Genomic DNA, 22,198 nt, shown 5'->3' with positions numbered 1-22,198 from the left:
CGCCGCCGTCCGGACGGCCCGGTGCCCGTGACCGGCCCGGTGTTGTTCGGACGTTCGTTCTGTTCGGGTAAAGGCACGGGCGCCCGCCGCGGGTGAGCGGCAGAGTCCGTGGGAGATCCCGTCGGGATCGTCGGGGGGTGTGGTCTGTGGGGCGGATCGGGCCTGGGCTCCGCCGGGCGGGGCGGCGCGGCGTCCGGCGGTGGTGGCCCATCGTGGCGGGCACCGTCGCGTCGACCGGGCTCCTGGTGGGCGCCTACCTGGAGGGCCCTCGGCTGTCGGGCGTGTCGGCGGCGCTGACCGTGCCGTACCGCGACGCGGCCGGGCGGAACGGGCCCGGCGCACTGCCGCCCGAGCGCCTGATGAGCACGTTCACCACGCGCTTCGCGCCGGGCGAGCCCCGCGTCCGCAACATCGAGCTCGCAGCACGGGCCCTGGACGGACGGGTCGTGGAGCCCGGAGCGACGTTCTCGTTCAACGACGCCGTCGGACCTCGCACCAGGAGCCGTGGGTACGTGCCCGCGCCCGCGATCATGGGCTCGCGCCTGGCGGACGACGTGGGCGGCGGCGTCTGCCAGGTGTCCACGACGCTGTACAACGCGGTGTTCCTGGCCGGACTGGACATCCGGAAGGCCCGCGCCCACAGCCTGTGGATGCCGGAGTACCCGGAGGGGCGCGAGGTCGCGGTGTTCTATCCGCAGCTCGACTTCACCTGGAGGAACGACACCCGCGAGCCGGTGCGGATCCAGGTGGCCTACTCGGCGGCGTCGCTGACGGTGAACCTGTGGGGCCGGCGCAGGTACGAGGTGCGGTCGCGGACGTCCGAACGGTACGGGTTCAGACCTTTCGAGCCGGGCGTCGGCCGCGGCGGCGAGTGCGTCGCCACGGCGGGCCGGGAGGGCTTCGAGGTCGACGTGTGGCGGACGCTGCTGGCCGACGGGCGCGAGGTGCGCCGCGAGAGGTTCCACACCGAGTACCGGCCGCAGGCCGAGGTGGAGTGCCTCTGACCCGCGTGGCAGGGTGGAGAGCATGGAGGGAACGTTCGAGCTCGGGCCGGAAGACGGGCGGCTGCTCGTCCGGACGGGGCGCAGCGGGCTCGGCCGCCGCGCGGGGCACGACCTGACCATCGAGGCGACGCGCTGGTCGGCGGCGGTCGAGGCGCGCGAGCCCCTGGACGCCTCGTCGGTCGAGGTGACCGTCGACGTGGACGGGCTGGAGGTGCGCGAGGGCGCCGGCGGCGTGAAGCCGCTCACCGACCAGGACCGCGGGGAGATCGTGAAGAACCTGCGGAAGGTCCTGGACGTCCGGCGGTATCCGCGGATCCGGTTCGTCTCCACCGCGATCGGCGCGGACGCCGTCGAGGGCGATCTGACGATCATGGGGCGGGTCAAACCGGTGCGGCTCGCGGCCGCCAGGGAGGGCGGCCGGGTGCGCGGCGGCGTCACCGTCGAGCAGAGCCGCTGGGGCATCAAGCCCTATTCGGCGTTCTTCGGCGCGCTCCGGCTCGCCGACGAGGTCGAGATCGAGTTCGACGTCCGCCTGCCCGAGTAGCGCCGCCCGAGTAGCGCCGCCCGAGTAGCGCTGGTTCGTAGGGCTGACCGGGGCCGTTCCGGGGCCGGCCGGTCCCCGGGTTTCCCGAACCCCTGAAGATCGAATGCACTAAGGTTCATGATCACCGCATTCCGGACAGACGATCTTCAGGGGGCCGCGGTGGCAGAGCTGAGCAGGCGGGACTTCGGCAAGGCGGCGGGTCTGATGGCCGCGCCGACGCTGCTCGCGGGCTGCGCGTCCGGCGGATCCGGGTCGACCAAGAACGCGCGGGCGGCGGCCGCGGCCCGCACGTGGGGAGTGACCGGCAAGGCGCTCGCCGGCCTCGGCGGCTTCGACGCCACGCTCAAGAGCTTCATGCAGGCGCGGGCCATCCCCTGCGGGCAGCTCGCCGTCGTCCGCAAGGGCAAGCTGATCCTGTCGCGCGGCTACACCTACGCCGAGGCCGGCGCCTTCAAGACGCAGCCGACCACGCCGTTCCGCATCGCCAGCATCTCCAAGCCCGTGACGGCGACGGCGGTGCTCCGGCTCGTCCAGGACGGGAAGCTGAAGCTCACCGACCGGGTGGCGACGCTGCTGGGGCTGTCCACGACGGCCGACCCGCGCCTCAAGGACGTCACGGTGCTGCGGCTGCTGCAGCATCTCGGCGGCTGGGACCGCGACATCACGCCCGACCCGATGTTCCGGGACGCGGCGATCGCCAAGGCGCTCGGCGTCGCGCTGCCGGTGTCGCAGGCGAACATCGTGAAGTACACGTCCGGGCGCGCTCTGGACCACGCGCCCGGCACGCACTACGTCTACTCCAACTACGGCTACATGCTGCTCGGCCGGATCATCGAGAAGGTCACCGGGAAGAAGTACCAGGACTACGTCCGGCAGACCGTGCTCGCTCCCCGCGGCATCACGCGGATGCGCCTGGGCAGGTCGCGTACCAAGGTCACCGGCGAGGCCCCGTATTACTCGACCTACACCGGCGCGACCGTGTTCGACAACAGCGGCACCAAGGTGCCCTTCCCGTACGGTGCGTTCAACCTGGAGAACATGGACGCGCACGGGGGCTGGCTGGCCACCGCCATGGACCTCACCCGCTTCGCGGGCATCTACGACGGCGGGTCGATCCTGACCTCGACGTCCATCAGCAGGGCGTTCGCCAAGCCGGAGACGGGCATCAACGCCGACGGCTGGTACTACGGCTGCGGATGGCAGGTGCGCCCCGTGACCGGCGGCGGCCGCAACACCTGGCACAACGGAAGCCTGGCCGGAACGTACACGCTGCTGGTCCGGCGGTACGACGGGCTGTCGTGGGCCGTCCTGTTCGACCAGCGCCAGGAGGGCTCCGCGGCGAACTACGCCGACATCGACGCGGCGCTGCACAAGGCCGCGAACGCCGTGAAGACCTGGCCGACCGGCAACCTGACCTCCACCTACTTCTAGCGCTGGGGCCCGCCTCTGGCGCGGGCCGCGCGCGTGTACTGGTCGTCCAGGCCGCGTGGGAACGGCATCATCCGGTGCCGTTCCCGCCAAGGCGCGTACTGGCGGACGGCGTTGAACCCCGCCGCGGTGACGATCCGGTCGACGTTCGGTCCCGGCACCCAGGCGGGATAGACGTCCAAGTGGACGACGTGCCGGGGCAGGCCGTCCGGCCTCGCGGGCGACACCAGCGTCATCGGCGGACGGACCCGTTCCGCCGACGCCATGTCCTGCGCGTAGGCGACGAGTTGGAGCGTCTCCGCGTCGGGGCCGCTGTGCACGATGAGCCAGCCGTCCACGTCGACCGGCTCCGACGGGGGATCGGCGAGCGCCAGCGGCACGACCTCGTCCGACACCGCGCGCAGGTAGGCGTCGTGGGCCGGGTCGAGTTCCTCAAGGACGAACGTCCGGTCGAAGCGGGGCGGATCCGCCGGGAGCAGAGCCCGGTAGGCGTCCCAGCGCAGCAGCCGCGCCAGATGCGTCGTCCTGGTACCGGAGGCGAATCCGGTCAGCTCGCCCCGCAGCCCGGCGGGGAACGCGTCCACGATCACCTCGTCCGGCCGGAGGGCCGCCGGGTCGGCGGTCTCCACGACGTCCCAGCCGTGGGTGACGCGCGCGTCGGCCGCGAAGCGCGACCCGGTCACGACGGTGACCGGTCCTTCCCGCCCGAGGGTGTGCAGGACGGCCCGCAGCCGCGTCAGATGCCCCAGCCCGTCACCGGCCGCGTAGCAGAGGATCAACGCGCCTCGTCGAGGACGGCCAGGTAGCCGGCGGTCTCGGCGGCCGGGGTGAAGTCGCGCCGGATCCGTTCGGCGCCGGCCGCGCCGAGCTTGGCCAGTTCCTCGGCGCCCGCCCGCGCGGCCCGGTCGACGGCCGCGCGGCACGCGTGCGGGTCGCCCGCCGGGAAGGTGAACCCGATCTCGTCGTCGGCCACGTCCGCCAGCCCGCCCGCGTCCGAGGCGATCAGCGGCACGCCGAGCGCCGCCGCCTCCAGCGCCACGTTCGGCATCCCGTCGTAGAACGAGGGGAGCGCGACGAGGTCGCAGCTCGCGTAGACGGCCGGAAGGTCGTACCGCTCCAGGAACGGCAGGAACGAGTGCGGGACGTCGCGCTCCGCCAGCCACTCCCGCACGGACTCTTCGACCTCGCCGACGAGCAGCAGGTGGAAGGCGTCGGTGCGGCGCGACGCCGCCAGGGCCTCCAGGAAGAAGCCGACGCCCTTCTTGACCTTCAGCTGGCCGATGAGCCCGATCGTCCGGCGCCCGGGGGCGACGTTCTCCTCCCGCCAGGCCCGTCCCCGCTCCCGCTCGGACGGCAGCACCCGCCACTGCGCGGTGTCGACGCTGTTGGCGACGAACACGACCGCCGCGTCCGGGGCGAGCGCCGACACCAGCGGCGCGTGCGAGCGGGCGACGACGCAGACGCGCGACGAGGCGCGCAGCGCGTCCGCCAGCACGCCGCGCCGCCGCATCGAGAAGGCGCCGACGTCGATGTCGTTGCCGCGCAGCAGCGTCACCAGCGGCGCGCCGAGCAGCGCGGACAGGACGGGCGCGGCGAGCATCGCGTGGACGCCGCCGAACGCCACGACATGGCTGTACCCGGCCAGGTTCTCGGCGTTGATCGTCGTCCACAGGCGGCGCAGCGCGTGCTCGGCGTCGTCCCCGAGCGGCGCGGTGACGAGCCGCCCGCCGTGCTCGCGCGACACGCCCCACGGCCGCGCCCGCCGGGTCAGGTGGGCGACGTCGACCTCGGCGCCGGCGGCCCGCAGGCCCCGCACGATCCGGTCGCACGACTGCGCCATGCCGCCCCGGCTCGGCGGGTAGTGCTCGGTGATCCACAGGACGCGGGGCATCAGCTGTCCACGAAGCCGGTGTCGTCGTCCGGCCCCCAGTCGCCGCCGTAGGAGTAGTCGTCGCCCGGGTTGAACGCGCCGCGGTCGTACTGGTCGAACGAGGAGTACCAGTAGCCGTCGTTGTAGGTCTGCGAGCTGCCCCGGTAGTACTCGCGCCGGTACCCGTGCGTCCAGCCCGGGTGGTGCGGGTCCTGCGTCCGGTACCCCTGCGCCGCGGCGCACTCGGGGCACAGCGCGTTCGGCCCGGCGTGCTCGCCGCACACCGGCCGGCCGCACTGCGGGCACGCCGCCACCGCGGACCGGCCGCAGCGTCCGAGCACGAAGAACCCGGTGGTCACGGTGCAGCGGTTCATGTGGTCCTCCTCGCGGCCGTGCCGGGCGGCGTCCACCGGAACGGCTCCGTCGACACCTGCAGGATCCGGTCCACCAGGATCCCCTCCTCCACCGGCCCGGGGAACTTCCCGCTGGCGCGGATCACCAGCCGCCGGCCCTGCTTCACCTGCACCCTGACCCAGCGGGGCGGCGGCGAGGCGGGCCGCTGGACGGCCGCGTCCCTGGCCAGCCGCCGGGTGACCCGCACGAGCTGCACCGTCTTCGACTTGCTCTTGAACTTGATCTTGCCGCGCGCGTTTCTCTTGCGGTACTTGCGGTTCCGCACCCGGTCGGTGACCGAGAGCTCGACGACGCTGCCGTCGCGCAGCTCCGCCCGCATCCGAAGCCACGGGTCGAGCGCGTACCACTGCTTGAGCCCCGAGATCGGGGGCCGGGAGGGGAGGTCCTGCATCGGACCGTTCTTCTCCGGGACCCGCGGCCCGCGCATGTCCGCGGACACCGACAGCACCCCGTCCGGGGGCATGTCGGCTGCGAGCACCCGCAGCAGCGGCACGAGCACGCCCGGGACACGCGCGTGCAGCCGCCATCTGTTCCGCCGCACGTGCGCCCCGTGCTGCGCGAGGCTCTGGATCACCGGCTCCCAGTCGTCCCGCCGCAGCGAGACGGAGAAGCCCTGCTCCAGGGTCAGCGCCTTGTGCAGGGGATGGAACCGCTCGATGGCGGCCTTCTGCTTACGCCAGAACATGACGAACCACCTATCGACCCCGTGTCAGCGTGCGGTAGACCTCGGCCAGCCGGTCGCGCGAGCGCGCCCAGGTCAGGCTCTCCTCGATGTGCGCGCGGCCCCTCCGCCCCATCGCGGCGGCCTCCTCCGGGTACTCCAGCAGGATCCGCACGGCCCGGGCCAGCTCGGCGGGACGGTCCGCCGGGACCAGCCGCCCGTGCCGCCCGTCCGCCATCAGCTCGCGGACGGCGGGCAGGTCCGAGGCGACCACCGGGACGCCCGCCGCCATCGACTCGATCACCTTCAGCGGCGCGCACCCCTGGTCCAGGTTGCGGGCGCAGCCGGTCAGCGGCGCCACCGACACCTCGGCGTGCGCGAGCCACGCGGCGACCTCGTGGTGCGGCAGCGTGAACCGCCAGTCGACCCGCTCGGCGACGCCGATGCGCTCGGCCAGCCGCCGCACCGGTTTGGCCCGCCGCTCCGGGACGGACGCGCAGACCACCAGCCGCAGGCCGGGCAGGTCGGCGAGCCGCGCGAACGCGCGCATCAGCACGTCCAGGCCCTGCCACGGCTGAAGCGCGCCGACGTAGACGAGATACCGCTCGGGCGCGTCCGCGGGACGCGGCGGCGTCTCGCGGACGTCGGCGCCGTTGGGGACCAGGTGGATCCGGCCCTCCGGCACCCCGAGGCCCCGGACGGCCTCGCCGATCACCTGTGATGGCACCACGACGGCGTCGCTGCGCTCCAGGCAGAACCGCTCCAGCTCGCGGATCTTGGCGAGCGTGGCGGGCGCCGCCCAGGGCCAGGTGTGGCTCATCTCGATGGACGGCAGCCCGTTGACCTCGTACACGACCTTGTGGCGCCGCCCGTCCGCGACCGCCGGAAGCGCGCTCCACGGGTCGCGCACGTGGCAGACCTCCAGCGTCTCCCAGTGCGGCCGCAGGTGGGCCGCGACCCAGCCGGAGAACGCCTCGGCCCGGTCGATCAGGTTGGGGATCGCCGCGTCGAATCGCGCGACCTCCCGCGTCCCCTCCCGCTGGTAGCGCGGCAGGTCGCCCCCGCCGATCGCGGCGAGCAGGCCGCCCCCGAAGCGCGTGAAGAGCTCGTCGGCCATCTGCGCGATGTGGACCGCCGACCCCTTGCTGGACGGGAACCGGTCGAACGCGACGTACGCCGCCCTGTGCTGCGTGGGACCGTGCTGCGTAGGGCCGTGCTGCGTGGGGCCGTTCGTCATCCGACCGCCGCCCCCTCCGGCACCGTCCGCAGCCCGCGGTGCCAGGCGATCTGGTCGGCGAGCCCCTCGGCCAGGTCCGTCGCGGCCGTCCAGCCGAGCAGTTCCCGGGCGCGGGACGTGTCGGCCCAGGTGCGCGCCGCGTCCCCGGCGACGGGCGTCTCGCGCCGGATCTGCGCCGGGGTGCCCAGCGCGCCGGTGAGCATCGCGATCGCATCGCGGACCGCCACGTGCTCGCGATGCCCGACGTTGACGGCGACGCCGGGCGGCAGGTCCTCGGCCGCCGCCGCCAGCGTGGCCGCGACGACGTCCCGCACGTGCGTGAAGCTCCTGGAGCTGCGCCCGTCACCGAACACCGGCAGCGGGCGCCCGTCCAGGGCCGCCTCGACGAACCGGTGGAACGCCATGTCGGGACGCTGCCGGGGGCCGTAGACCGAGAAGTACCTGAGGAGCACCGTCCGCAGCCCGCTCCCGGCGGCCGTCCGCGCGAGCCGCTCCGCCTTCGCCTTGCTGACCGCGTACGGGCTGGCCGGCTTCAGCGGATCGTCCTCCCGGTTCGGCCGCGGACCCGCCGACCCGTACACCGACGAGCTGGACGCGACGACGACCTTCGGCCGCGAGCGGGGCGGCCGCTGCACGCAGGCCGCGAGCAGGCGCCGCGTCGCCGCCACGTTGTCCCGCTCGACGACCGCCTTGCCCCGCCCCCACGAGTCGCGCACGCCGGGACGTCCCGCCAGATGCACCACGACGTCGGCGGCCGCGACGGCGGTGAGGTCGTCCACCGCCAGGTCGAGCTCGGCGGCGACGACCCCCGGCCTGGTCGCGACCCTCGCCCACGTCCGCCGGGCGACGCCGGGACTCAGCGAGCGCCCGGGCGCGTCGACGGCCAGCACCTCGTGCCCCGCCCCCGAGAACGCGTCGACGACATGGCTTCCGATGAACCCCGCCGCACCAGTGACCACCACCCGCACCCGGGCACTTTATCCGTCACGCCCCGAAGGGGGACAGGGCTCTCGTCCCTGCCCACATAGGACTTCCTTCCGGGACATCCGGGGAACCTCGGGCTCCAGCAGCCCCAAGGACCGGGTGTCCCGCCACCTCCACCCCTGCCAGGCGGGCCAGGGGCTGGGGACCGCCTGCGGCCCCCAGCCCGCTCACCCTCCGGCCCGGCCCGGCCGGAGGACGCCTGCCGATCCCGGCCCGCTCAGCGGGGGCGGGCCACGCGGGTCTCGTCCCAGACGGGCTCGGCCGACTCGTAGACCGAGCCGTCGGACCCGAAGACCAGGTGGCGGTCGAAGGCCCGGGCGAACCAGCGGTCGTGGGTCACCGCGACGACCGTGCCCTCGTACGACTCCAGCCCCTCCTGGAGGGCCTCGGCGCTGGCCAGGTCGAGGTTGTCGGTCGGCTCGTCCAGCAGGAGCAGGGTGGCGCCGCCCAGTTCCAGGAGCAGGATCTGCAGGCGGGCCTGCTGGCCCCCGGAGAGCGTCTCGAAGGGCTGCTCGGCGCACACGTTCAGCTCGTAGCGCGTGAGCGCGCTCATCGCGTCGTTGCGCAGCCGCGCGTGCTCGGTCATGACGATCTCGCACGGGGTGCGCCCGGCCAGATCGGGACGGGCGTGGGTCTGCGCGAACAGCCCCGGGACCACACGCGCCCCAAGGCGCGCCACACCGGTGTGCGCGACGGGCCTCACCGGAGTCGCGCCCCGCGGGAGCGCCTCGGCGACGGCCGCGAGAAGCCGCAGGAAGTGCGACTTCCCGGAGCCGTTCGAGCCCAGCACGGCGACGCGCTCGCCGTACCAGACCTCGGTGTCGAACGGCTTCATCAGGCCCGTCAGTTCGAGGTTCTCGCAGACCACCGCGCGCTTGCCCGTCCTGCCGCCGCGCAGGCGCATCTTCAGGTTCTGGTCGCGCGGCGGGACCTCGGGCGGCCCGGCCTCCTCGAACTTGCGGAGCCGGGTCTGCGCCGCCCGGTAGCGGGACGCGAAACCGTCGTTCACCGTCGCCTTGGTGCGCAGGGTGTTGACCAGCTCCTTCAGCTTGGCGTGCTCCTCGTCCCAGCGGCGCCGCAGCTCCTCCAGGCGCTCGTTGCGGTCGCGGCGCGCGGCGGCGTAGGTGGAGAACCCGCCGCCGTGGATCCATACCCGGGACGCCTCGACGGTGACGATCCGGTCGGCGGAGCGGTCGAGCAGTTCCCGGTCGTGCGACACCAGCAGGACGGTCTTCGGCGTCTCTCGCAGCCGCTCCTCCAGCCACCGCTTGCCCGGGACGTCCAGGTAGTTGTCGGGCTCGTCCAGGAGGAGGACCTCGTCGGGGCCGCGGAGCAGGGCTTCGAGCGCGAGCCGCTTCTGCTCGCCGCCCGACAGCGTGCGGACCTCGCGCCACCGGCACGAGTCGTAGGAGACGCCGAGGGCCGCGACGCAGCACGCGTCCCAGAGCACCTCGGCCTCGTAGCCCCCCGCGTCGCCCCAGCCCGCGAGCGCCGTGGCGTAGCGGAGCTGGGCGGGCTCGTCGTCGCGCTCCATCATCACCAGCTCGGCCGCCTCCACCGCGGCCGCCGCCTCCCGCACCCGGGGCGGCGACAGCGACAGCAGGAGGTCGTGCACGTTCGACCCGTCCCGCACGCTGCCGATGAACTGGCGCATGACGCCGACTCCACCGCTGTGCGCGACCGTCCCGGACTGCGGAGCCAGGTCGCCCGCGATCAGGCGCAGGAGCGTCGTCTTGCCCGCGCCGTTCGGGCCCACCAGGGCGGCCGTGACACCGTCGCCGACGCGGAAGGAGACGTCGTCGAGCAGCATCCGGCCGTCCGGCAGCACATGGCCGACGTGGCCGACCTCGACGTGTCCCATGCAGCCGAGTGTCGGGAAGCCCACCCCGGACCGTCAATCCAATTAACCGGACCCGTGCGCTGACCGAGGTTGTGGCCCTCAGGCTTCGGGGGCGGAGCTGGATCCTCCAGTTCAGGAAGATCATCAAGAACCACGAGCGGGACGCCGACAACGCGGCCGTCCCGAGCTTCGAGGACGTGGCCAGCGCCGACCGGCGGAGCGGCGGGAACGCCTGTCCTGGAAGCTGCACTGGCAGCGGCTGTACTGGGAGCAGACCCGCTGACCCTCAACCGACCCGGGGCGTAGCCCCTCAACGAGAAGCGGCCCCTCGGGGCCGCTTCTTCATGTGGTCGGCCCGGCGAGCAGCGACCGTGCCCCCGGCGGCGCCCTCGCGGCCGCCGGTCTGCAGCGACGCTTGGCGCCCGCGGCTTGCGGGAAGGCCGGCGGTCTGGACGATCTTCCATGTGCCGCAAGCCGGCATGACCAGACGCGAAAACCAGATCCCGAGGAGTGCGCCATGGAACGTCGCCTCACCGAAAACACCGAAGGCATCGACCAGCTCGTGGTGCTGGGCAACGCCATCAACGTCGTCGTCCACGCCGAAGAGGGCCGAGCCGGGCTCGAAGCCGACATCGAGGCCGTCGGCAGCGTGTTCGAGGCCGAGGCCCGCAGGGCCGAGCTGACGCCGTTCGGCCGCGAGCTCGAACTGCTCCTCTTCCCGGTGGTGACCCGCTCCGGCGGGCCCCTCCCGGGCATGAACGTGCACGGCGACGTCACGTTCTCAGCGGACCACGGCAGCATCGCCGCGGCCGTCGTCAACGGTCCGGTGACGCTCGACGGCGGCCGAGTCGCCATCGGACGCGCCGCCCAGGTCCCGGCCGAGGCCGAGGGGCACCTGACGGTCACCGTCAGGATCCCCCTCGACTTCAAGATCTACATCCGTCTCAAGGGCGGTGACATCACCACCCACGGCGTACCGGAGAGCAACGCTCGACTGCACACCGACGCCGGAACGGTGACCCGCGTCGCGTAGGGGCCGCCGGAACGGCACACCTGGGGGCCCGGCCGCGCCGGGCCCCCGATCCGTTCGGCCGATCAGCCGGCGAGCAGCGACCGGACGTGCTCGACCACGGAGTCGAGGGCGATCTTGGATGTGTCGCCGGTGGCGCGCACGGTCACCTCGGCGGCGCCCTCGGCCAGGCCGCGCCGCCCCACGGTCACGCGGAAGGGGATGCCGGTCAGCTCCACGTCCCGGAACTTCACGCCCGCGCGCTCGGGCCGGTCATCGATCACCACCTCGACGCCCGCGGCCGACAGGCCCGCGTACACCTCCTCCGCCGCCGCGGCCACGTCGGCGTCGTCGGACTGGGCGGTCACGACGGCGACCTGGAAGGGCGCGACCGCCACCGGCCACACGATCCCGCGCTCGTCGTGGTGGGTCTCGACGATCGCGGCCATCGCCCGCTCGATCCCGATCCCGTAGCTCCCCATGATCACCGGGACGGAGCGGCCGTCGGCGTCCAGCACCTCGACGCCCAGCGCGCGGGAGTAGCGGTCGCCCAGCTTGAAGACGTGCCCGACCTCGATCGCCCGCAGCGCCTCCAGCGGCTCGCCGCACCGCGCGCAGGGCTCCCCCTCCGCCACCTCGCGCAGGTCCGCCCAGGCGCCGACCTCGATGTCGCGGCCGACGTCGACGCCGCGCAGGTGGACGTCGTCGGTGTTGGCGCCGGTGAACATGTCGCGGCGGCCGCGCAGCGCCTCGTCCGCGATCACCGGGAGCGGCGCGCCGACCGCGCCGAGGCTGCCGGGGAGCGCGCCGAGGGCCTCCAGGATCTCGGCGGGCTCGGCGGCCCGGATCTCGGCGGCGCCCGTCGCGTCCACGAGCTTCTGCTCGTTGAGCGGGTGGTCGCCGCGCAGCAGGACGAGGGTCGGCGCGCCGTCCAGGACGTACACGAGCGTCTTGATCTGCCGGTCGGCGGGCGCGCCGTACTCCAGCAGGTCGTCGATCGTGCGGACGCCCGGCGTGTCGAAGCGCTCCGGCGCGTCCGGCCCCGGCCCGTCCTGCGCGGCGGGCAGCGCCGACGTCGCGCGCTCGATGTTCGCCGCGTACCCGCATGCCGGGCAGCGGACGACGACGTCCTCGCCGACCGGCGCCGGGCACATGAACTCGGTGGAGTCCGAGCCGCCCATGGTGCCGTTGGACGCCTCGCACGCCAGCGCCGGCAGGCCGAGCCGCTCGAAGATCCGCGCGTAGGCGCCGAGGCAGGCCTCGAACGAGGCGTCCAGGCCGGCGCGGTCGACGTCGAAGCTGTAGGCGTCCTTCATCGTGAACTCGCGGGTCCGCAGCAGCCCGCCCTTGGGGCGCGGCTCGTCCCGGAACTTCGTCTGGAACTGGTACCACTGCTGCGGCAGCCGCCGGTAGGAGTCCAGCTCGCGGGCGACCGTCGCGAAGATCTCCTCGTGCGTCAGGCCGAGGGCGTGCTCGGCGCCGCGCCGGTCGCGCAGCCGGAACAGCTCGGCGCCGATCAGGTCCCAGCGGCCGGACCGCCGCCACGGCTCGGCCGGGTGCATCGCCGGCAGCAGCATCTCCTGCGCGCCGATCGCGTCCATCTCCGCGCGGACGATCTGAATGATCTTCGCTCGGACGCGGACGGCCAGCGGCAGCAGCGAGTAGTGGCCCGCCGTGAGCTGCCGGACGTACCCCGCCCGCAGCAGCAGCCGGTGGCTCGGCGCGTCGGCCTCGGCGGGGTCCTCTCGCAGCGTGGGCACGAACATCTGGGACCAGCGCATCGTGCGAGGGTAGCGAAGGTGACCTGACTAATGGCCTGTGGTCAGTACCCTTGTGGCCGTGAGTCGAGAAGGTGTGACGCCGCAGAGCGAGGATTTCTCCGCCTGGTACAACGAGCTGGTGGTGCAGGCCCAGCTCGTCGACCGCGGACCGGTTCGCGGCACGATGGTCATCCGCCCGTACGGTTACCGGGTGTGGGAGCTGCTCCAGGCCGACCTGGACCGGCGCATCAAGGAGGCGGGGCACGACAACGCCTGCTTCCCGATGTTCATCCCGGAGTCCTACCTCAAGCGCGAGGCCGAGCACGTCGAGGGCTTCTCGCCGGAGCTGGCGGTCGTCACGCACGCCGGCGGCAAGGACCTGGAGGAGCCGCTGATCGTGCGGCCGACCTCCGAGACGGTCATCGGCGAGTACATGGCCAAGTGGATCGACTCGCACCGCGACCTGCCGCTGCTGCTGAACCAGTGGGCGAACGTCGTCCGCTGGGAGATGCGCCCCCGGATGTTCCTGCGCACCACCGAGTTCCTCTGGCAGGAGGGCCACACCGCGCACGCCGACGAGGGCGACGCGATGCGCGAGACGATGTGGGCGCTCGACGCCTACGCGAGCGTGGCGCGGGAGCTGGCGGCGATCCCGGTCGTGGCGGGGGAGAAGACGCCCGGCGAGCGGTTCGCCGGCGCCGTCCGCACCTACACGATCGAGGCGATGATGCGCGACGGCCGGGCCCTGCAGGCCGGCACGTCCCACTACCTCGGCACGAACTTCGCCAAGGCGTTCGAGATCCAGTACCAGGACGAGGAGGGCAAGCTCACCCTCGCCCACACCACGTCCTGGGGCATGAGCACCCGCATGATCGGCGGCGTGATCATGACGCACGGGGACGACAAGGGCCTCGTGATGCCGCCCCGGCTCGCGCCCTACCAGGTCGTGATCGTCCCGATCGGCCGCAAGGAGCAGGGCGAGCAGGCCGCCGCCGAGGCCCGCCGGCTCGGGGCGGCGATCAAGTCGATGGGCATCCGGGTGCACGTCGACGACAACCGCCCGCAGCTGTCGCCCGGCTTCAAGTTCAACGAGTGGGAGATGCGCGGCGTCCCGATCCGCATCGAGCTGGGTAAGCGCGACATCGAGAACGGTGTCGCCACCGTCGTCCGGCGGCTCCCGACCGTCGAGGGGCAGGGCAAGGAGCCCATCCCGCTCGACAAGGTGCCCGAGGTGCTGCCCGGGATGCTCGCCGACTTCCAGTCGTTCCTGCTGGCCAGGGCCGAGAGGTTCCGCGACGACAACACCGCCGTCGTGGACGGCTGGGACGCGTTCGTCGCGCAGGTCGCCACCGGCTGGGCCCGCGCGTTCCACTGCGGCGACACCGCCTGCGAGGACGACATCAAGGCCGAGACCGCCGCGACCCCGCGCGTCATCCCGGCCGACGCGCCCGAGGAGACCGGCGTCTGCGTGAAGTGCGGCCGCCCGTCCGCCTACGGCAAGCGCGTCATCTTCGGCCGCGCCTACTGAGGACGCAGCCGGCCGCGCCCACCGCGGCCGCACCCGGGCGGGCCCGTCATGGACGGGCCCGCCCGGCGTCGTTGAGGGGGTCTGCTCCCGCGCGGCCCGTGACGGATCGCAGCCTTTCGAAGTGGCTTCTCGGAGAGACCTCGTGACGGTCAGTACTGCTGCGGCCGACTGACCGCAGAGCAGACCTCAACTCATCCGAAGAGCCTCCATGCACCTCTCCAACCGCCGCTTGGCGGTCCTACTCGCCTGCCTTCTCGCCGCCCTGTGCGGTGGTGGCCTGCTCGCCCACTACACCACCCCGGTCGAGGTGAAGCCCCAGGTCATGATGGTCGACTGGGGAACGTGCCCGGACGGGACGGAAGTCTGGAACCAGGTCGAAGGCGGATCGTGGATCAGGTACGACGCCGTCATCACCGGGCACCGTGAACAGCGGGGTTGCTCGTTCCCCGTCAAGGACCGGGACGGCGAGGTCCTCTACCAGAAGGTGATCCGCTCGCACCGTTACGTGGAGGTGCAGAGCGGCGGGCGCATCCTCGTACGGCTGGCCGACGGCCGGAACCGCGAAGACTGCGGAATCGGGCGGTCCTACTACCTGGACTGCCTGCACCTGTCACTGCCGTCGACCGGGGCATCATCCGGTTGACGGTCCGCACCCGGAGTCCTCGGAGCGTGCGCCGCACGCTCCGGGGACTCATCGATCAGGCCCGTCCGGCGGGCGGTGGTCAGGCGTCCTCCGACGCGCGGCTCTCCGCGCGCCGCCGCGTCAGGTACGGCTGGACGAACCACGCCCACCCGCACAGGAGCACCGCGACCACGACCGTGGCGACGGTGGCGGCGGCCTTCTCCGACAGCGCCTGGACGACCAGCGTGGTCGCGGCGGTCATCGAGATGCCCAGCGCGAAGGCCCCGGCGATCCCGAACCGGTTCGCGCGCCGGATCAGCAGCGCCTTCTGCCCGAGCCGGAACAGGATCCGGTGCTGGATGACCGGGGCGATGAAGCAGACGGACGCGAGCCCCGCCCCGAACAGCGAGACGTAGAAGAGCGCCCTGCCCGTCTCGCCGACCTTCACGTCGAAGCGCGCCGAGAACGGGACGGTCAGCAGGAACGCGAACAGCACCTGCACGCCGGTGGTCGCCACCCGGAACCCCTGGAGGAGTTCCATCAGCTGCCGGTCCAGCCGTTCGTGCTCGGTCTCGTTGCGGGGCTTGCGCGAGGGGTCGACGCTCATGGATGCCGTTTACCCCGGCAAAACGCCCGTCAGTCGCGCCGCTGAAACGTTCTAGACGAGCGTCGGCGGCTCCACCCGCAGAGCGAGCATGGACACGTCGTCGCGCAGGTCGCCGTCGCAGTAGTCGAGCAGCGCCCGCTCCACTCCGGCGAGCATCTCCTCCGGCGGCTTTCCGGCGTGCCCGGCGAGCGCCTCCAGCAGCCGCTCCTGGCCGAACTCCTGCCGCGCCATGTCGCACGCCTCCAGGACCCCGTCCGAATGCAGGATCAGCGTGTCGCCGACGGACAGGTCGATCGTGTCGAGCCCGGCCTCGAAGTCCTCGAACAGGCCGAGCGGGACGCCGCCGCGCGACGCCGACCTGATCACCCCGTCGGCGCGGACGATGATCGCCGGCGGGTGGCCCGCGGTGCCGAGCGACACGATGATCCGCTCGGTCTCCAGCGTCAGGCTCGCCATCACGGCGGTGACGAACCGGTCCTCGTCCAGCAGGGCCTCGTTCACGGTCGCGAGCACGTCGCCGGGACGGGCCTTCCACCGCGACGCGAGCCGCACGCAGTGCCGCGCGGTCGACGTCACGGCCGCCGCGTCCTCGCCCTTGCCGCACACGTCGCCGAGGACGAGCCCCCACCCGTTCTCGGTGCGGAACACGTCGTAGAAGTCGCCGCCGACCTCCGAACCGTGCGTGGACGTCAGGTACCGGGCGGCCACGCTCACCCCCGGGATGGACGGGAGCGTCTTCGGCAGCAGCCCGGCCTGCAGCGTGTCGGCCACCTCGGCGCGGCGCCGGTAGAGCCGCGCGGCCCGGATCACCAGGGCCAGGTAGCGGCCGAGGCGCTGCACGACCCCGAGGTCCATGAGGTCGAACGGGCCGTACTCGCCGCTGGCCGCCAGCGTGATCGTGCCGATGGCGCGCTCGCCGTCCTCGATGGGGACGCTGAGCACCGACGTCACGCCGATCTTGCCGCAGACCGGCAGCCCGTCCGGGCACATGCCGAGCACGTCGAGGTTCTCCACGTGGGGGCGCAGCGCGCTCTGCCGGGTGACGAACACGTCGTGGGGGAGCGTGTCCTCGGCGGGGTCCACCTCTTCCAGCATCCTCGCGGCCTCGACGGACCGCTCGTCCTCGGGGCCCATCACGACCTGGCGGCGCAGCACGGGCGCCGCGCCCGCCGGCGGGCCGCCGGTCCCGGGGCCGGTCAGGTCGATGAACGCCCAGTCAGCCAGTTCGGCGGCCAGCAGCCGGGCGCAGCGCCGGACGGCGACCGTCTCGTTGAAGACCGGCTCGTCCAGCAGCAGTTCGCTGGCGGTGGCGAGGACGTCCATCCGGTGCACGATCGTGGCCACGGCCTCGTCGTCGCCCTGCCCGCCGTCGGCGGCCCGCACCCGGGCGGTGCCCGCCGCCTGGACCTTGGACGCCGCGGGCCCGCCGTCGTCGGCGGGAGTGGTCGTCGGCCCGGCGGCCACCACGACCATCGGGTCGGGCTCGCCGCGGATCCACACCCGCGCCACCGTCAGCACGGCGTCGATCGGGTGGTCGCGGCCGAGGAACCGGACGCTGACGCGGCGCCGCTGCCCCGTCCGGATCGCCGCCGCCAGCTGCGACCGGACCGCCGCCCGGGTCGCCATGTCGCAGAAGGCCGTGAACTGCTTGCCCGACACGTATCCCGCCGACGTGCCGAGCAGCATGGCCGCCTGCCGGTTGACGCGGCGGACGTTCGTCGTCCGGTCGAGCAGGAACAGCGGGACGGGGGCGTCCTGGAAGACCGTGCGCAGCACGCGCCGCTCGTTCTCCGCGGCGGCCGACCCGCTCGGCTCGCCGGACTGCTCGCCGCCCATCGTGCGCAGCACGGTCAGCGCCAGCTCCAGCTCGACCAGCGCCGCGTCCAGCGTTGCGCGCAGGTCGGGCTCGGGCACGCCGGCGGCTTGGCGCAGCTCGCCGATGCGTCCTTCGAGATCCGAGATCTCCCGTAGGAGGGACTCGGGCTCGAGCTGGTCAGGCCGATCGTGCATCTGGTCTCCTCTCGTCCGCGTCACCACGGTGGAACCAGGGCGGCTCCCGCCCGTCCCGGGCCGGACACCGTTCTACGGGGCCGCTTCCCGCAGCCTATGCTCCCCGCCCGCACCTAGGGCAGGCCCTGATGACCGACGATACGCTGGGCAAGCGCGGTGAGCTTCACGTGGCGTGTCTGTGAGATGCGACGCATCTCGGCGAATGCCTCGTCGGCGTCGCAACCGAGCGCGTGCATGAGAATTCCCTTGGCCTGGTCGACCACCGCACGCGCCTCGACGGCCGCCTGGAGCTGGACGGCGGTGCGGTGCACGTCGTCGTACTGCCGGCTGTTCGAGAAGGCCGCGGTGCCCTGCGCGACCAGCAGGGACGCGATCGCGTGCCGCTCGGGCCCGAGCGCCTTCGGCGTCACCCCGTACAGGGTGAGCGTGACGAGGACCGGGGGGTTCAGGTGCGGGGTCGTGGTGAAGCAGCGCACCCCGCGGCGCAGCATGTCCGACATGGCCTCGGGCCAGCGGGTCTCGGCGAGGATGTCGTCGGAGGTCAGCGCCCGGCGGTCGGCGACCACGTCGAACAGCGGCCCGTGCCCGCGGGACAGCTGCCGGTCGGTGACCTCGGCGAGGTCGGGATGGCTGGCCGCGGCGGCCAGCGGTTCGGGCCGGTTCCCATCCGCGGCGGAGTCGCGCTCGTCCCGCAGCGGCATGTCCGGCATGCCGCTCGTGCGGTCGGGGATGACGACCGTGGAGCCGGCGCCGCCGTACGCGCTCGGCAGCGCCCAGCGCACGCTCGCGGCGCCGGCGCATCCGGGCACGGCACGCGCCGCGAGCTCGGTCACCCGGTGCAGGGTGCCCACATCGGACGACTCCCCGACCATGCCCAGCCGGGCGATCTCCAGCGCGAGCTGGTCCGTCAGGACCGTTTCGGTGGGCGTCACCTTTCCGAGAGTAGCCTGCCCCGCGGGATGCGCAGGCGGGCCCTGCTCGGCCGGGCGGCCCTGGTGCCTCATGGGGAGTCCTAGTTGTTCGGCGGCGCCTTGCTGATCTCGGGCAGCGGGCCGGAATCGCCGTTCGCCAGGGCCAGGTCGCCGATGCACACGATCCCGACGGGGTGGTGCTCGGCGTCGACGACCGGCAGGCGCCGGACGGCATGCTCGCTCATGAGCCGCGCCACCGTGTCGGTGTCGTCCTCGGGGTGGACGGTGGTCAGCTCGGCCGTGCACACGTCCCCGAGCGGGGTGAGCGAGGTGTCGCGGCTCTCGGCCACCGCCCGGATCACGATGTCGCGGTCGGTCACCAGGCCGCACAGGCGCCCCGCGTAGGTGACCAGCACGTCGCCGATGCCCTCGTCCCGCATGATGCGAGCCGCCTCGTAGAGCGTCGCGTCGAGCGGCAACGACTGGGGCGCCGCCGTCATCACGTCGCTGACCCTCGATGACATAGAGCGCACATCCTCCCGAATAGCCGACGCCTCGCGTGGCCCGTGTGTGCGCGCCCTACCCACGGTCGGCGGCCCTATTCGAACGGTTTGTGAATCGGCCGCCGACCTGCGCGGGGTCAGAAGGCGAACACCGTTCCGGTGCGCGACAGCATGACGCAGTCGTTCCCGTATTCGGCCTGGAAGCGGACGGCTCTGCCCTTCCACCGCCCTTCGGCGCGGGCGACCACGGGCGCGTGGACGGCGGTGCACATCCGCCCGTCCGGCCGGTGCTCGAACCGCCCGCCCGCCCCCTCCAGCTCCAGGCAGGCCCGCGCCGATTCGGGATGCTCGCCTCCCGGCGGACCGCAACGCAGCGTGACCGCCCTGCTTCCGGACGTACTGCCGCCCGGATGCGTGACGGAAAGCCGCAACGACGTCTCCGCCCCGGAGGGCGCGGCGGGCATCAGGGCGACCACGGCCCCCACGACGACCGCGCTGAGAAGGTTCGGCATGAGCGACTCCCGACGTACCGAAGGGACATCGCACAAAGTAGCCGACCGATAACAGATCGTGCAGGAGAATTCGAATCCTGTAGCCGAGAAGCAACCACAACCCCACCTGCACCGGCCTCAGCCATCACCGCGACCACGCGACAACCTGACTGGTTGCGATCGCGTCCGAAGGCAGATTCGAGCGAAGCAAGAATCTGATCGCGCAGCGAGCCGCAAGGCGAGCCGGAGCGATGCCGGCGATCGCCCGCGTTTTTCGACGATGGAGGGCCCTCCGGGCCCGAAGGAGGAGAAAGACGCTAGGCAGCCAGCACGTGGGTCGCCAGTGAGTCGCGGAGTTGCTTGCGACCGCGGTGGAGGCGGGACATGACGGTGCCGATGGGGGTGCCCATCATGTCGGCGATCTCCTTGTAGGGGTAGCCCTCGACGTCGGCGAGGTAGACGGCGTCCCGGAAGTCCTTGGGGAGGGCGCGCAGGGCGGCGACCACCTGGGAGTCGGGGATGCGGTCGAGGGCTTCGGACTCGGCGGAGCGGAAGCCGGACGCGTGCGCCTCGGCCTGCGCGATCTGCCACTCCTCCAGCTCCTCGGAGCCGGCGCGCTGGGGCTCGCGCTGCTTCTTGCGGTAGGTGTTGATGAAGTTGTTGGTGAGGATGCGGTGCAGCCACGCCTTGAGGTTCGTGCCTTCCTGGAACTGGTGGAAGTTCACGTAGGCCTTGGCCAGCGTCTCCTGGACGAGGTCCTCGGCGTCGGCGCTGTTGCGGGTCATGCGCACGGCGCTGAGGTAGAGCGGGTCCGCGAGGGGCAGGACGTCGCGCTCGTAGCGGCGCGCGTCGTCGGACGTCGCGGTGCGGTCGGCGTTGCGGCCGTTGTCGCCCTTGGTGGTGCGATGGACGGGCGTGGTGACAGCGGTCATCGTCGCTCCCCGTGGTTGTGCCCCCCGTGAGGGGGGACGGTTGCCTGGCGCGTGGTCGGGGGCACGCGCGGGCCGGGCGGTTTGATCGCCCCCCGTCGAGTGGTACGTGCCACCGTTCCCGGCGGGTTCGGTGTGGCCTCGGCCTCGCATGGAGGGTGGGCCGAGGGTTCGGCGCGCTTCGGCTGTGCCAGAGCGACCCCGTAGTCGGGACGTCGCGGGCCTTGCCGGATCGAGCGCTTCCATCCGCCGGTGGGTCTTCCTGCCATGTAAGACGCATGGAACGAGCCAAAAGGTTGCCAGGATCCGCGTGGCCTCCGTCACATCGAGTCGCTTCTTGGTCAAAGCGGTGCTGATCGGCAGGTATAAAGCCCGGTCCTCGGAAGCCCGCGCGGCGGCCCCTGAGGGTGGATCGGCCGAGCGGGCGGTGCCCCGGCGCCTCGTGCGTGCTCTCGGTCAGGGCGTGGCGAGGTGGCCCGCCAGGACGGCGCGGACCAGCTGGGACGCGAACTCCGCCGGCGCGGCCGGGAGCCCGGCGCCCGCCGCCACGCTCTCCGCGCCCGCGAGGCGGGTCAGGAAGGCGTGCTGCTGGCAGCCTCCCAGCAGGGCCGCGGCGATGAACGGCAGTGGCGCGCCGTCCGTCAGCCGTCCGGCCTTCCGTTCGGCCTCCAGATAGCCGATGAGGGCCGCGTGGCCCATAACCGGGCCTGCCGCCGGTCCGCCGGGCGGGCCCGCCGGGGGGCCGCCGGGCGCCCCGGGAGGCGGCGCCTCGCCGGTGCGGTCGCTCCTGGTCCGGGCACGCGACCTGGCGGCGGCCTCCTGCTGCGCCTTCCCGGGGCCGTCGCTCCGCAGCCATGCGATCAGCTCCGGGTCGGCCAGGACGGGGCCGGTCATCGGCAACAGCTCGCCGTAGAAGCGGACCATCTCCGTCGCCAGGCGGGTGAGGTTCTCCTCCACCGTGTTCTGCCCGACCGATCCGGCAAGCCCGGTCATCGCGGTGCGCGCGGTCCCGGTCACCTCGGCCAGGGCCGCCGCGAACAGCGCGGTCTTGTTCGCGAAGTGGTTGTAGAGGCTGCCCTCGGACACGCCCGCGGTGCGCGCGATCTCCTTGGTCGTCGCGGCCACGATCCCGCGCGCCTGGATCACCGTGACCGCCGCGGCCAGGATCCGGTCCCGCATGGGCTCCGTCCGTGTAGCCAACCCGCCTGCACCTCGCTTCCCCGCTGGACGTTAGCACGGGCCGAGCGCGATGAGTGAGTGCTCACCCGGAGATATTCGGCGGATCCCGAGCGAACCGCCCTCACAGCGTGTAGCTTCACTTTCACCGTGAGTTGCCGCAACGGCCTTCGCGCGTCGTTCCACTCGGGGGAGGGGGACCGCTTGGTGATCGCGGATCTGCTGGGCGTCACGAGGATGACGGCCGTCACGGTGAACGACCGCGGCCGCATCAATCACTGGGACGATACCGCCGCCGACCTGTTCGGCGCCGCGCGCCGGCAGGCCATGGGCCGCCCGCCCGGCGATCTCCTCCGGCTCCCCCGGGAGCACCGCGGCGCCTTCGAGCCGGAGGCCTTCGGGCACGTCTGGTGCGGCGCCTGCACCCTGCGGCGGGCCGACAACGGGGAGCCCGTCGAGATCGGCTGGTGGATCTACCCCATCGACGGGGCCCCGGGCGACCACGGCGTCCGGGTCCTGGCGCTGGCCGCCGACCTGCGCAGGCTCCGCCGCGACGGGATCGGCATCACCGTCGGCGTGGGCACGCTGCTCTTGGTCTACTTCGCGGTGGGCGTGGCCACCCTGTCGTTCGGCTTCGGCGTCGCCGGGCGCAGCCTCTCGGCGGGCGTCG

Annotated in this window: 22 protein-coding genes; 7 read left to right on the top strand and 15 right to left on the bottom strand. The window is 72.9% G+C overall.

Annotated features, from left to right (window positions below; genetic code table 11):
- The first annotated feature begins 212 nt into the window (after window positions 1-212).
- The 3 genes from AB0K37_RS24920 to AB0K37_RS24910 all read left to right on the top strand — a co-directional run bounded on the left by AB0K37_RS24920 (window position 213) and on the right by AB0K37_RS24910 (window position 2,979).
- Complete coding sequence (locus AB0K37_RS24920; protein ID WP_363984989.1) at window positions 213-1,004, top strand: VanW family protein; 792 nt, start codon at window positions 213-215, stop codon at window positions 1,002-1,004.
- Window positions 1,005-1,026: 22 nt separating this feature from the next.
- Window positions 1,027-1,548 carry a YceI family protein gene (locus tag AB0K37_RS24915; protein ID WP_363984987.1) on the top strand — a complete coding sequence of 174 codons (522 nt, stop codon included), beginning with the start codon at window positions 1,027-1,029 and terminating at the stop codon, window positions 1,546-1,548.
- A gap of 159 nt (window positions 1,549-1,707) precedes the next feature.
- Entirely contained in the window at window positions 1,708-2,979 is a 1,272-nt protein-coding gene (locus AB0K37_RS24910) for a serine hydrolase domain-containing protein (protein WP_363984985.1), read from the top strand.
- Here AB0K37_RS24910 and AB0K37_RS24905 read toward each other — a convergent pair.
- From AB0K37_RS24905 to AB0K37_RS24875, 7 genes are all read right to left on the bottom strand, one after another.
- On the bottom strand, window positions 2,976-3,755 hold the full coding sequence (locus AB0K37_RS24905; protein WP_363984983.1) for a hypothetical protein: 780 nt from the start codon (window positions 3,753-3,755) through the stop codon (window positions 2,976-2,978). The genes AB0K37_RS24910 and AB0K37_RS24905 overlap by 4 nt on opposite strands.
- A complete protein-coding gene (locus tag AB0K37_RS24900; protein WP_363984981.1) occupies window positions 3,752-4,867 on the bottom strand; it encodes a glycosyltransferase family 4 protein in 1,116 nt (371 codons plus the stop codon). Before AB0K37_RS24900 ends, AB0K37_RS24905 begins: the two co-directional genes overlap by 4 nt.
- Entirely contained in the window at window positions 4,867-5,220 is a 354-nt protein-coding gene (locus AB0K37_RS24895; RefSeq protein WP_363984979.1) for a hypothetical protein, read from the bottom strand. Before AB0K37_RS24895 ends, AB0K37_RS24900 begins: the two co-directional genes overlap by 1 nt.
- A complete protein-coding gene (locus tag AB0K37_RS24890; protein WP_363984977.1) occupies window positions 5,217-5,945 on the bottom strand; it encodes a hypothetical protein in 729 nt (242 codons plus the stop codon). Before AB0K37_RS24890 ends, AB0K37_RS24895 begins: the two co-directional genes overlap by 4 nt.
- 10 nt (window positions 5,946-5,955) lie before the next feature.
- A complete protein-coding gene (locus tag AB0K37_RS24885; protein ID WP_363984975.1) occupies window positions 5,956-7,158 on the bottom strand; it encodes a glycosyltransferase family 4 protein in 1,203 nt (400 codons plus the stop codon).
- The gene (locus tag AB0K37_RS24880) at window positions 7,155-8,126 is read right to left on the bottom strand and encodes an NAD-dependent epimerase/dehydratase family protein (protein ID WP_363984973.1); all 972 of its coding nucleotides are present in this window, start codon (window positions 8,124-8,126) and stop codon (window positions 7,155-7,157) included. The genes AB0K37_RS24885 and AB0K37_RS24880 overlap by 4 nt, the downstream gene beginning before the upstream one ends.
- Before the next feature lie 233 nt (window positions 8,127-8,359).
- On the bottom strand, window positions 8,360-10,003 hold the full coding sequence (locus AB0K37_RS24875) for an ATP-binding cassette domain-containing protein (RefSeq protein ID WP_363984971.1): 1,644 nt from the start codon (window positions 10,001-10,003) through the stop codon (window positions 8,360-8,362).
- 496 nt (window positions 10,004-10,499) lie between these two features.
- On the opposite strand from AB0K37_RS24875, the gene AB0K37_RS24870 reads away from it, so the two are divergent.
- Complete coding sequence (locus AB0K37_RS24870) at window positions 10,500-11,015, top strand: hypothetical protein (protein ID WP_363984969.1); 516 nt, start codon at window positions 10,500-10,502, stop codon at window positions 11,013-11,015.
- 62 nt (window positions 11,016-11,077) lie between these two features.
- On the opposite strand, the gene AB0K37_RS24865 is transcribed toward AB0K37_RS24870, so the two are convergent.
- The gene (locus tag AB0K37_RS24865) at window positions 11,078-12,772 is read right to left on the bottom strand and encodes a proline--tRNA ligase (protein WP_363984967.1); all 1,695 of its coding nucleotides are present in this window, start codon (window positions 12,770-12,772) and stop codon (window positions 11,078-11,080) included.
- Window positions 12,773-12,830: 58 nt separating this feature from the next.
- Between AB0K37_RS24865 and proS the strand changes: the two genes are divergently transcribed.
- Both proS and AB0K37_RS24855 read left to right on the top strand, forming a co-directional pair.
- Window positions 12,831-14,279 carry a proline--tRNA ligase gene (gene proS, locus AB0K37_RS24860; RefSeq protein WP_363984965.1) on the top strand — a complete coding sequence of 483 codons (1,449 nt, stop codon included), beginning with the start codon at window positions 12,831-12,833 and terminating at the stop codon, window positions 14,277-14,279.
- Between the two features lie 208 nt (window positions 14,280-14,487).
- Window positions 14,488-14,922 (top strand): hypothetical protein, encoded by a 435-nt coding sequence (locus AB0K37_RS24855; protein ID WP_363984963.1) that lies wholly within the window; start codon window positions 14,488-14,490, stop codon window positions 14,920-14,922.
- Between the two features lie 79 nt (window positions 14,923-15,001).
- Here the strand turns inward: AB0K37_RS24855 and AB0K37_RS24850 are convergent, their stop codons facing one another.
- The 7 genes from AB0K37_RS24850 to AB0K37_RS24820 form a co-directional block, all read right to left on the bottom strand.
- Entirely contained in the window at window positions 15,002-15,508 is a 507-nt protein-coding gene (locus AB0K37_RS24850) for a DUF6328 family protein (protein ID WP_363984961.1), read from the bottom strand.
- A 51-nt stretch (window positions 15,509-15,559) separates the two neighbouring features.
- Window positions 15,560-17,518 carry a SpoIIE family protein phosphatase gene (locus AB0K37_RS24845; protein WP_363984959.1) on the bottom strand — a complete coding sequence of 653 codons (1,959 nt, stop codon included), beginning with the start codon at window positions 17,516-17,518 and terminating at the stop codon, window positions 15,560-15,562.
- Between the two features lie 113 nt (window positions 17,519-17,631).
- Window positions 17,632-18,450: an ANTAR domain-containing protein gene (locus tag AB0K37_RS24840; RefSeq protein ID WP_363984957.1), complete on the bottom strand. Its 819-nt coding sequence runs from the start codon at window positions 18,448-18,450 to the stop codon at window positions 17,632-17,634.
- An 80-nt stretch (window positions 18,451-18,530) separates the two neighbouring features.
- A complete protein-coding gene (locus AB0K37_RS24835) occupies window positions 18,531-18,953 on the bottom strand; it encodes a CBS domain-containing protein (protein ID WP_179844153.1) in 423 nt (140 codons plus the stop codon).
- Between the two features lie 116 nt (window positions 18,954-19,069).
- Window positions 19,070-19,444 carry an SSI family serine proteinase inhibitor gene (locus tag AB0K37_RS24830; protein ID WP_363984954.1) on the bottom strand — a complete coding sequence of 125 codons (375 nt, stop codon included), beginning with the start codon at window positions 19,442-19,444 and terminating at the stop codon, window positions 19,070-19,072.
- 296 nt (window positions 19,445-19,740) lie between these two features.
- On the bottom strand, window positions 19,741-20,355 hold the full coding sequence (locus tag AB0K37_RS24825; protein ID WP_363984952.1) for a sigma-70 family RNA polymerase sigma factor: 615 nt from the start codon (window positions 20,353-20,355) through the stop codon (window positions 19,741-19,743).
- Window positions 20,356-20,808: 453 nt separating this feature from the next.
- Window positions 20,809-21,531, bottom strand: a complete 723-nt coding sequence (locus tag AB0K37_RS24820) for a helix-turn-helix domain-containing protein (protein WP_363984950.1) — start codon at window positions 21,529-21,531, stop codon at window positions 20,809-20,811.
- Between the two features lie 204 nt (window positions 21,532-21,735).
- Between AB0K37_RS24820 and AB0K37_RS24815 the strand changes: the two genes are divergently transcribed.
- On the top strand, window positions 21,736-22,198 hold a 463-nt coding region (locus tag AB0K37_RS24815), incomplete at its 3' end, for a PAS domain-containing protein (protein ID WP_363984948.1).

This window comes from Actinomadura sp. NPDC049753 (assembly GCF_040674655.1).
GTDB lineage: Bacteria > Actinomycetota > Actinomycetes > Streptosporangiales > Streptosporangiaceae > Spirillospora > Spirillospora verrucosospora.
Note: the sequence above shows the minus strand (reverse complement) of the source record. Positions and strands in the feature narration are given on the sequence as shown.

Excerpts from the sequence above, each read along its gene's own strand:
- AB0K37_RS24915 (WP_363984987.1), top strand. The coding sequence starts at position 1,027 with ATGGAGGGAACGTTCGAGCTCGGGCCGGAAGACGGGCGGCTGCTCGTC.
- AB0K37_RS24900 (WP_363984981.1), bottom strand. The coding sequence starts at position 4,867 with ATGCCCCGCGTCCTGTGGATCACCGAGCACTACCCGCCGAGCCGGGGC.
- AB0K37_RS24895 (WP_363984979.1), bottom strand. The coding sequence starts at position 5,220 with ATGAACCGCTGCACCGTGACCACCGGGTTCTTCGTGCTCGGACGCTGC.
- AB0K37_RS24890 (WP_363984977.1), bottom strand. The coding sequence starts at position 5,945 with ATGTTCTGGCGTAAGCAGAAGGCCGCCATCGAGCGGTTCCATCCCCTG.
- AB0K37_RS24885 (WP_363984975.1), bottom strand. The coding sequence starts at position 7,158 with ATGACGAACGGCCCCACGCAGCACGGCCCTACGCAGCACGGTCCCACG.
- AB0K37_RS24875 (WP_363984971.1), bottom strand. The coding sequence starts at position 10,003 with ATGGGACACGTCGAGGTCGGCCACGTCGGCCATGTGCTGCCGGACGGC.
- AB0K37_RS24870 (WP_363984969.1), top strand. The coding sequence starts at position 10,500 with ATGGAACGTCGCCTCACCGAAAACACCGAAGGCATCGACCAGCTCGTG.
- AB0K37_RS24865 (WP_363984967.1), bottom strand. The coding sequence starts at position 12,772 with ATGCGCTGGTCCCAGATGTTCGTGCCCACGCTGCGAGAGGACCCCGCC.
- AB0K37_RS24855 (WP_363984963.1), top strand. The coding sequence starts at position 14,488 with ATGCACCTCTCCAACCGCCGCTTGGCGGTCCTACTCGCCTGCCTTCTC.
- AB0K37_RS24850 (WP_363984961.1), bottom strand. The coding sequence starts at position 15,508 with ATGAGCGTCGACCCCTCGCGCAAGCCCCGCAACGAGACCGAGCACGAA.
- AB0K37_RS24845 (WP_363984959.1), bottom strand. The coding sequence starts at position 17,518 with ATGCACGATCGGCCTGACCAGCTCGAGCCCGAGTCCCTCCTACGGGAG.
- AB0K37_RS24835 (WP_179844153.1), bottom strand. The coding sequence starts at position 18,953 with ATGTCATCGAGGGTCAGCGACGTGATGACGGCGGCGCCCCAGTCGTTG.
- AB0K37_RS24830 (WP_363984954.1), bottom strand. The coding sequence starts at position 19,444 with ATGCCGAACCTTCTCAGCGCGGTCGTCGTGGGGGCCGTGGTCGCCCTG.
- AB0K37_RS24825 (WP_363984952.1), bottom strand. The coding sequence starts at position 20,355 with ATGACCGCTGTCACCACGCCCGTCCATCGCACCACCAAGGGCGACAAC.
- AB0K37_RS24820 (WP_363984950.1), bottom strand. The coding sequence starts at position 21,531 with ATGCGGGACCGGATCCTGGCCGCGGCGGTCACGGTGATCCAGGCGCGC.